The organism is Patulibacter sp. (assembly GCF_030655195.1).
Classification (GTDB): Bacteria; Actinomycetota; Thermoleophilia; order Solirubrobacterales; family Solirubrobacteraceae; genus Patulibacter.
Map to the genome: position 1 here is coordinate 1 of NZ_JAURWA010000101.1, position 6878 is coordinate 6878.

General features: G+C 72.4%; 5 protein-coding genes and 1 riboswitch. Of the genes, 2 read left to right on the forward strand and 3 right to left on the reverse strand.

The window, feature by feature from the left end; translation table 11 throughout:
* Positions 1-31: 31 nt before the first annotated feature.
* Both Q7T67_RS10390 and Q7T67_RS10395 read right to left on the reverse strand, forming a co-directional pair.
* On the reverse strand, positions 32-1969 hold the full coding sequence (locus Q7T67_RS10390; RefSeq protein WP_304788775.1) for an acyl-CoA dehydrogenase family protein: 1938 nt from the start codon (positions 1967-1969) through the stop codon (positions 32-34).
* 251 nt (positions 1970-2220) lie between these two features.
* Positions 2221-3066 carry a C40 family peptidase gene (locus tag Q7T67_RS10395; protein ID WP_304788777.1) on the reverse strand — a complete coding sequence of 282 codons (846 nt, stop codon included), beginning with the start codon at positions 3064-3066 and terminating at the stop codon, positions 2221-2223.
* A 14-nt stretch (positions 3067-3080) separates the two neighbouring features.
* A riboswitch (cyclic di-AMP (ydaO/yuaA leader) is annotated at positions 3081-3226 on the reverse strand.
* 174 nt (positions 3227-3400) lie between these two features.
* On the opposite strand from Q7T67_RS10395, the gene Q7T67_RS10400 reads away from it, so the two are divergent.
* Positions 3401-4453 (forward strand): DNA topoisomerase IB, encoded by a 1053-nt coding sequence (locus Q7T67_RS10400; protein WP_304788779.1) that lies wholly within the window; start codon positions 3401-3403, stop codon positions 4451-4453.
* Positions 4454-4537: 84 nt separating this feature from the next.
* Here the strand turns inward: Q7T67_RS10400 and Q7T67_RS10405 are convergent, their stop codons facing one another.
* Complete coding sequence (locus tag Q7T67_RS10405; protein WP_304788781.1) at positions 4538-5257, reverse strand: DUF3159 domain-containing protein; 720 nt, start codon at positions 5255-5257, stop codon at positions 4538-4540.
* 144 nt (positions 5258-5401) lie between these two features.
* On the opposite strand from Q7T67_RS10405, the gene Q7T67_RS10410 reads away from it, so the two are divergent.
* Positions 5402-6823 carry an MFS transporter gene (locus Q7T67_RS10410; protein WP_304788783.1) on the forward strand — a complete coding sequence of 474 codons (1422 nt, stop codon included), beginning with the start codon at positions 5402-5404 and terminating at the stop codon, positions 6821-6823.
* Positions 6824-6878: the final 55 nt, after the last annotated feature.

Here is a 6878-nt window from a genome sequence, read left to right on the forward strand (position 1 = left end):
GCCCCGCGCCGCGGGGCCGCCGACCGAGGGCTCAGGCCCCGACCGTCTCCTTGGTCTCCGTGCCGTCCTGGCTCGTCGTGGCCGAGGTCGGCTGGCGGTAGTCGTCACCGAACAGCGACTGGTCCTCGGCGTCGTACGGGATGCCCTCCTCGATCCAGGAGTAGCGACCGCTGAGGACGCCCTTGGCGAGCTTGGCGCTCACGTCGTCGTCGTTCGTGCGCAGGTCGTGGAACAGCGCCTTGGCGCGGCGACGGGACTGCAGGCAGAAGAGGCTGCAGAGCTCGTCGATCTCGCGGGCGCGGCCCGGGTGCTGGCGCTTCTGGGCCTCGGCGTACGCGACGGCGGCCGAGATCGAGAAGAGCTCCGCGCCGATGTCGACGATGCGGCCGAGCACGGCGCTCTTGTTCTCGAGCTGGGCGCCGTAGCGGCCCATCGCGTAGAACGTGACGCGGGCGAGCTTGCGGGAGTTGCGCTCGACGAACCGCAGGTGCTGCGCCTGGGCGCCGAACTCGTCGTACGAGCGCGGGTTCTGGCCCTCGCCGTGCGTCAGGTTCGGGAACCACTTCGCGTAGAACTTGCCGGCGCCGACGGCCAGCTTGGCCTTCTCGGACAGCCCGCCGTCGCCCTCGATGAGCTCGCCGGCGACCTTCAGGTGCTGATCGACGGCCTCGCGGGCGATCTGCAGGTGCATGATCTCCGTGGAGCCCTCGAAGATGCGGTTGATGCGCATGTCGCGCAGCGCCCGCTCGACCGGCACCGGGCGCTCGCCGCGGGCGGCGAGGGACTCGGCCGTCTCGTAGCCGCGACCGCCGCGGATCTGGACCAGCTCGTCCGTGACCTGCCAGCCGAGCTCGGAGCCGACGAGCTTGGCGACGGCCGCCTCGATGCGGATGTCGGAGCGCTTGGAGTCGGCCATGCGGGCCGTGACGTCGACGAGGGCCTCGAGGCCGAACGCCGTCGCGTTGATGAACGCGATCTTCTGGGCGACCGGGTCGTGCTCGCCGACGGGCTTGCCCCACTGGACGCGCTCGGTGCCGAACTCGCGGGCCACGCGGGCGGCCCACTTGGCGGTGCCGGCGCAGATGGCGGGCAGCGCGAGGCGGCCGGTGTTCAGGGTCTGCAGGGCGATCTTCAGGCCCTGGCCCTCCTTGCCGATGAGGTTCTCGGCCGGGACGAAGACGTCCTCGAGCAGCGTCTGGGAGTTCTCGATGCCGCGGAGGCCCATGAACTGGTTGCGGTGCTCGACGGTGATGCCCTCGGAGTCGTACTCCAGGACGAAGGCCGAGACGCCGCCCTTGTGGCCCTCGCTCTTGGGGACCTTGGCCATGATCACGACGATGTCGGCGATCGCGCCGTTGGTCGCCCACAGCTTGCGGCCGGTGATGCGGTAGCCGGTGCCGTCGTCCGTCGGGACGGCGGCGCAGGAGACGCGGGCCGGGTCGGAGCCGACGTCGGGCTCCGTCAGCAGGAAGGCGGAGATGTGGTCCTTGGCGACCTTCGGGAGCCACTTCTGCTTCTGCTCCTCGGTGCCCGCGATCATCAGCGGCTCGGCCACACCGATCGACTGGTGGGCGGAGAGGAGGGCGCCCAGGGAGCCGTGCCACGTGCCGATCATGGCCAGCGCGCGGTTGTAGTCGACCTGCGAGAGCCCGAGGCCGCCGTACTTCTGCGGCACCTTCATCCCGAAGGCGCCGAGGTCCTTGAAGCCGTCGATGACCTCGTCGGGGATCTTCGCGTCGCGCTCGATCTGGAGGTGGTCGACCTTCTCCGTGAGGAAGCGCTCGAGCTTCTCCAGGAAGACCTTGCCGCGGGCCGCCTTCTCGGCGTCGTCCGCCGGCAGCGGGTGCATCAGGTCGAAGCGGAAGTCCCCGAGGTAGAGCTCCTTGCCGAAGGAGGGGAGCTTCCAGTCGGTCTCGCGCGCCTCCTCGGCGAACTTGCGGGACTCGGCGCTTGTCGGATCGGTGCTCACGAGGTGTTCTCCAGGGCTAGATTGACTGGTCAGTCAACTTCTACCCCGAGGGTAGCGCGACCGACGGATCACCGCTACCCCCATCGGGGGGTCCCCACCCGCCCGGACGCCGTGGCCACGGCGCCACGGGCGCGGGTCGGCGGTCCCGCCCGGCGTCGGCCGGACGGTCCCGGGAACGACGGAGGGCCGCCTGTCGGCGGCCCTCCGGGCACTCATGCGGCTGCGGACGGTGCGCCCGACGCCAGGTGTCCTCAGCGCGAGGGCGCCGGGGTCTCGGCGCCCGCGACGACGCGGCGGGCACCGACGTACGCGGCGCCCCAGTAGTCGTCGTCGAGACGGTGCTCCATGACGCCCTTGGTCGTCGCGGAGATGACGGTCGTCGCGCTCGTGGCGATGCCGACGTGCGACGCGCCGGCGCCGGCGGTCGAGAAGAAGACGAGGTCGCCGGGCTGGATGGCGGACTTCTCCACGGCCGTGCCCTCGCCGTACTGGTCGAAGGACGTGCGCGGCAGGCTGATCCCGGCCTTCTTGAACGCGTAGACCATCAGGCCGGAGCAGTCGAAGCCCGAGGCGTCGTTGCCACCGCTGGCGTAGGGCGTGCCGATGACCCCACGGGCCGCCTCGATCGCCGCGGCGACGTCGCCCGTCGCGACGGGGGTCGCGGTGCCGTCGGCGTCCGGCGACGTCGTGGTGCCGCCGAGCTTCGCCTCGACCTGCGCGACGAACGGCATCTTCATCGCCTTGATCGTCTCGAGGTTCGGGCGGCCGGTCCGGGTCAGCTTGCGCTGCTTCTGGTACCGCTTGATCGCGGTGCGGGTGCGGGCGCCCAGGGCGCCGTCGGCCTTGACCCGGACGCGCTTCTGCACCCGCTTGGTCTGCGAGCGCGTGAGCTTCACGGTCTTCGTCGGCGAGACGGAGGTCGCGGGTGCGGCCGGAGCGGTCCCGGTGGACGGATCCTGCGTCGTCCCGGTGCCCGGGTCGGCTGGCGTCGTCGACGTCGTGGTCGGGGCGACGGACGTCCCACCACCGGTCTGCGCCACCGCGGACGGCGCGGCGGCGAGCATCATCATCAGCGTGACGGCGACGCCACTGGTCAAGCGATTCACGTGTACGGCTCTCTTTCGTCGGCCTACGGGGTTAGCTGACGGGCGAGCGCGGAAAGATCGCGCCTCCACCCCGGGAGGTGGATGAGCCCCGGTGCTGACTGGTTCCCCCGTTCCCGGACACGGACGTCCGGCGACTCGGCTCGGGAGACCGTAGCAAGGCCGTCGGCGTCCGTGGCCGCTCTCCTCCCCGGTGACCCGGAACGCCTGTGGCGCGCCGTCGCTCGGGCCCGTCGTCCCGCGCCGTCGAGTCGGGCACCGTCGCCCCCGGGCGTCCCGTGACGTCGGACGGTTCCCCGGCGCGTCCAGGGGGAACAGGCTCGGTTCGATGCCTCGACTGCGCCGCTCGGACCTCACCGCCCCCGGGATCGAGCGCATAGGCGCCGGCAAGGGGTTCTGGTATCGGGACCCGGACGGGGAGAAGGTCACCGACGCGGAGACGATCGAGCGCATCGAGGCGCTCGTCCTCCCCCCGGCCTGGAAGGACGTCTGGATCTCGCCGCACCCGCACGGCCACGTCCAGGCGACCGGGACGGACGCCGCGGGTCGCAGGCAGTACCGCTACCACGACGTCTGGCGCGAGCAGCGCGACCACGAGAAGTTCACCCGCGTGCTCGAGTTCGCCTCGCGGCTGCCGAAGCTGCGCGCCACGCTGCTGGAGCACCTCCGCCTCGACGGTCTCCCCCGCGAACGCGCCCTGGCGTGCTCCGTCCGCCTGCTCGACCTGGGCTTCTTCCGCCTGGGGTCCGAGGACTACGCCGAGGAGAACGAGACCTACGGCGTGGCGACCCTGCAGCAGCGGCACGTGAAGATCGACGACGAGCAGGTCGTCTTCGACTACAACGCCAAGGGCGGCAAGCGGCGGGTGCAGGTCATCGCGGACTCCGAGGTGGTCGACGTCGTCGAGCGCCTGAAGAAGCGGCGCGGCAGCAAGAACCGGCTCCTGGCCTTCAAGGACGGCGGCCGGTGGAAGGAGCTGCACCCCTCCGAGGTCAACGAGTACCTCAAGGAGCACGCCGGCGAGTGCTCCGCCAAGGACTTCCGCACCTGGAACGGCACCGTCCTGGCCGCCCTGGGCATCGCCGTGAAGGCCGAGGACGGGCTGTCGCAGCGGCAGCGCGACAAGGCGGTCGTCGCGACCGTCAAGGAGGTCGCCTGGTTCCTCGGCAACACCCCGGCGGTCGCCCGGGCCTCCTACATCGACCCGCGGGTCTTCGAGCGCTTCGAGGAGGGCTGGACGATCGCCGCACGGGTCCAGGAGCTCGGCGGGCCCGAGGCGTTCATCGACCCGGAGGGCCGGATCGCCCTGGAGGACGCCGTGCGCGACCTGCTGCGGGACGTCGGCGAGGAGTCGCCGGCGCTGGCGCACGTCGACGCCTGACCGGCGGGCACGACCGGGTGGCCGCCCCTGTCGGGGCACCCGACACGGGGCGGGCGGGCCGCCCGCCGGGCCGCCCGCCGGGCCTCAGGCCGCGGTCGCGCCCTGGGCGGGGGCCTGCGCCTGCGCGCGCTGCACGACCAGGTACGTCAACCAGAGACCGAGGGCGAAGAGCGGGATGCCCATCGACACGCGGGCGACGCCGAGCGCGACCAGCGCGTCGGTCAGGTACAGCGGCAGCTGCACCAGCAGGCGGAGGGCGAAGAGCGCGACCCAGATCCACGTCACCCGCGTGTACGTCCTGACGAGCAGCGGGTCCTTGCGCCACGCCGTCGGCTCGCCGCCGAGGCTGCCGATGATCACGCCCATGATCGGCCAGCGGACGAGGATCGACACGAAGTACGCCGACGCGTAGGCGATGTTGATGAGGATGCCCGGCAGGAAGAAGTCCGAGGCGTTGCCGGTCTTCGAGACGATGAACCCGGCCAGGGCGATCCCGAAGAAGCCCGAGAGCGCGAACTTGAGGGTCTGACCCTTCACGACGCGCGCCAGCGTCAGGACCGCCCCGGCGACGACGGCGACGACGGCCGCGACCGTGGCGTCGCGGCCCGCGAGGGTGTAGACGGCGACGAACAGCGCCGCCGGGGCGGCCGACTCGAGGATGCCGAGCGGTCCCCCGACGGCCTCCGTCAGCGACGGCGGCTGCACGGCGGCCGTCCCGGGGGCCCCGACGGGTGCGCCGTCGGCGGGGGCCTCGGTGCCCGTCGGCGCGGGCTCGGGAGGGGGGCCGGGAGGCGACGCGGTCACCGGCGGAGGGTACCGGCGGACGCCGGGTGTGGTGCGGGCCACACCGGACCGCGGTCCGGACCATGCATACTTGTATGCGACACCCCGGGGATCGCCGTCGCGTCCCGGACCTCGTCACCGTCCTCGCAGTCCGGAGTCCCCGCCGTGCCCCAGTCAGCAGCCCCACGCCGATCGACGCCCACCGTCACCCTCGCGGTGCTGTCGCTCGGCGCGATCTCCTACTCGCTCCTCCAGTCGCTGGTCGCCCCCGCGCTGCCGGACATCCAGGAGGCGACGGGCGCCTCGGCCTCCGCGGTCAGCTGGATCCTCACCTCGTACCTGCTGGCCGCCTCCGTGGCCACGCCGATCCTCGGCCGGCTCGGGGACATCCACGGCAAGGAGCGCGTGCTCTTCTGGGTGCTCGTCGCGCTGGCGGTCGGCACGCTGCTCTCGGCCGTGGCCTCGTCGCTGCCGCTGCTGATCGCCGGACGGGTCATCCAGGGCGCCGCGGGCGGCATCTTCCCCCTCGCCTTCGCGATCCTCCGCGACGAGTTCCCCCGCGAGCGGGTGGCCGGCGCGATCGGGATGATGTCGTCGCTCCTGGGCATCGGCGGCGGCCTCGGCGTGGTCCTGGCCGGCGTGATCGTCGACAACCTGAGCTACCACTGGCTCTTCTGGATCCCGCTCGTCGCGATCGTCCTGTCGGCGGCGCTGACCTGGCGCTACATCCCCGAGTCGCCCGTGCGGGCGCCGGGGCGGATCAACTGGACCGGTGCGGTGCTGCTCTCGGCCGGCCTGTCGCTGCTGCTGCTCGGCGTCAGCCAGGCGTCGACGTGGGGCTGGGGCTCGCCGAAGACCCTCGCGATGATCGTCGTCGCCGTGCTCGTCCTGATCGCCTGGGTCCGCAACGAGACCCGCACGGACGAGCCGCTGGTCGACATGCGGATGATGCGGATCCGCGGCGTCTGGACGACGAACGTCGCCGCGCTCATGGTCGGCGTCGGCCTCTACACCTCGTTCATCCTGATCCCGCAGTTCGTGCAGGAGCCGACGTCGACCGGCTACGGCTTCGGGTCGTCCGTCACCGCCGCCGGCGTGTTCCTCCTGCCGTCGACGATCGCGATGCTCGTCGTCGGCCAGTTCACCGGTCCGATCGAGCGGCGCTTCGGCGCCCGTGCCTCGCTGATCGCCGGCTGCGTGGTGACGGCGGTGGCCTACGGGATGCTCGCCGTCGCGCACACGGAGCACTGGGAGATCTACGTGGCCTCCGGCCTCCTGGGCGTCGGCCTGGGCCTGTCGTTCGCGGCGCTGGCGAACCTCATCGTCGTGGCGGTCCGGCAGGACCAGACGGGCATCGCGACCGGCATGAACACCGTGATGCGCACCATCGGCGGCGCGGTCGGCGCCCAGCTGGCGGGCACGCTGCTGGCCGGCGGCGTCGTGGCCGCGACGGGCCTGCCCTCCGAGGGCGCCTACACGGCCGGGTTCCTCATGTGCGGCGGCGCGCTCGTCGTCGCCGTGCTGGTCTCGTTCGGCATCCCGACCCGCGCCCGGGTGCGGGCCGGGATCCCGGTCGCGGCGGACTGACGCGGTCGCCGCCGTCGGCGGGGCGGGCCCGGCGGCCGGGGCCGGACCGGCTCCC

Excerpts from the sequence above, each read along its gene's own strand:
- Q7T67_RS10400 (WP_304788779.1), top strand. The coding sequence starts at position 3,401 with ATGCCTCGACTGCGCCGCTCGGACCTCACCGCCCCCGGGATCGAGCGC.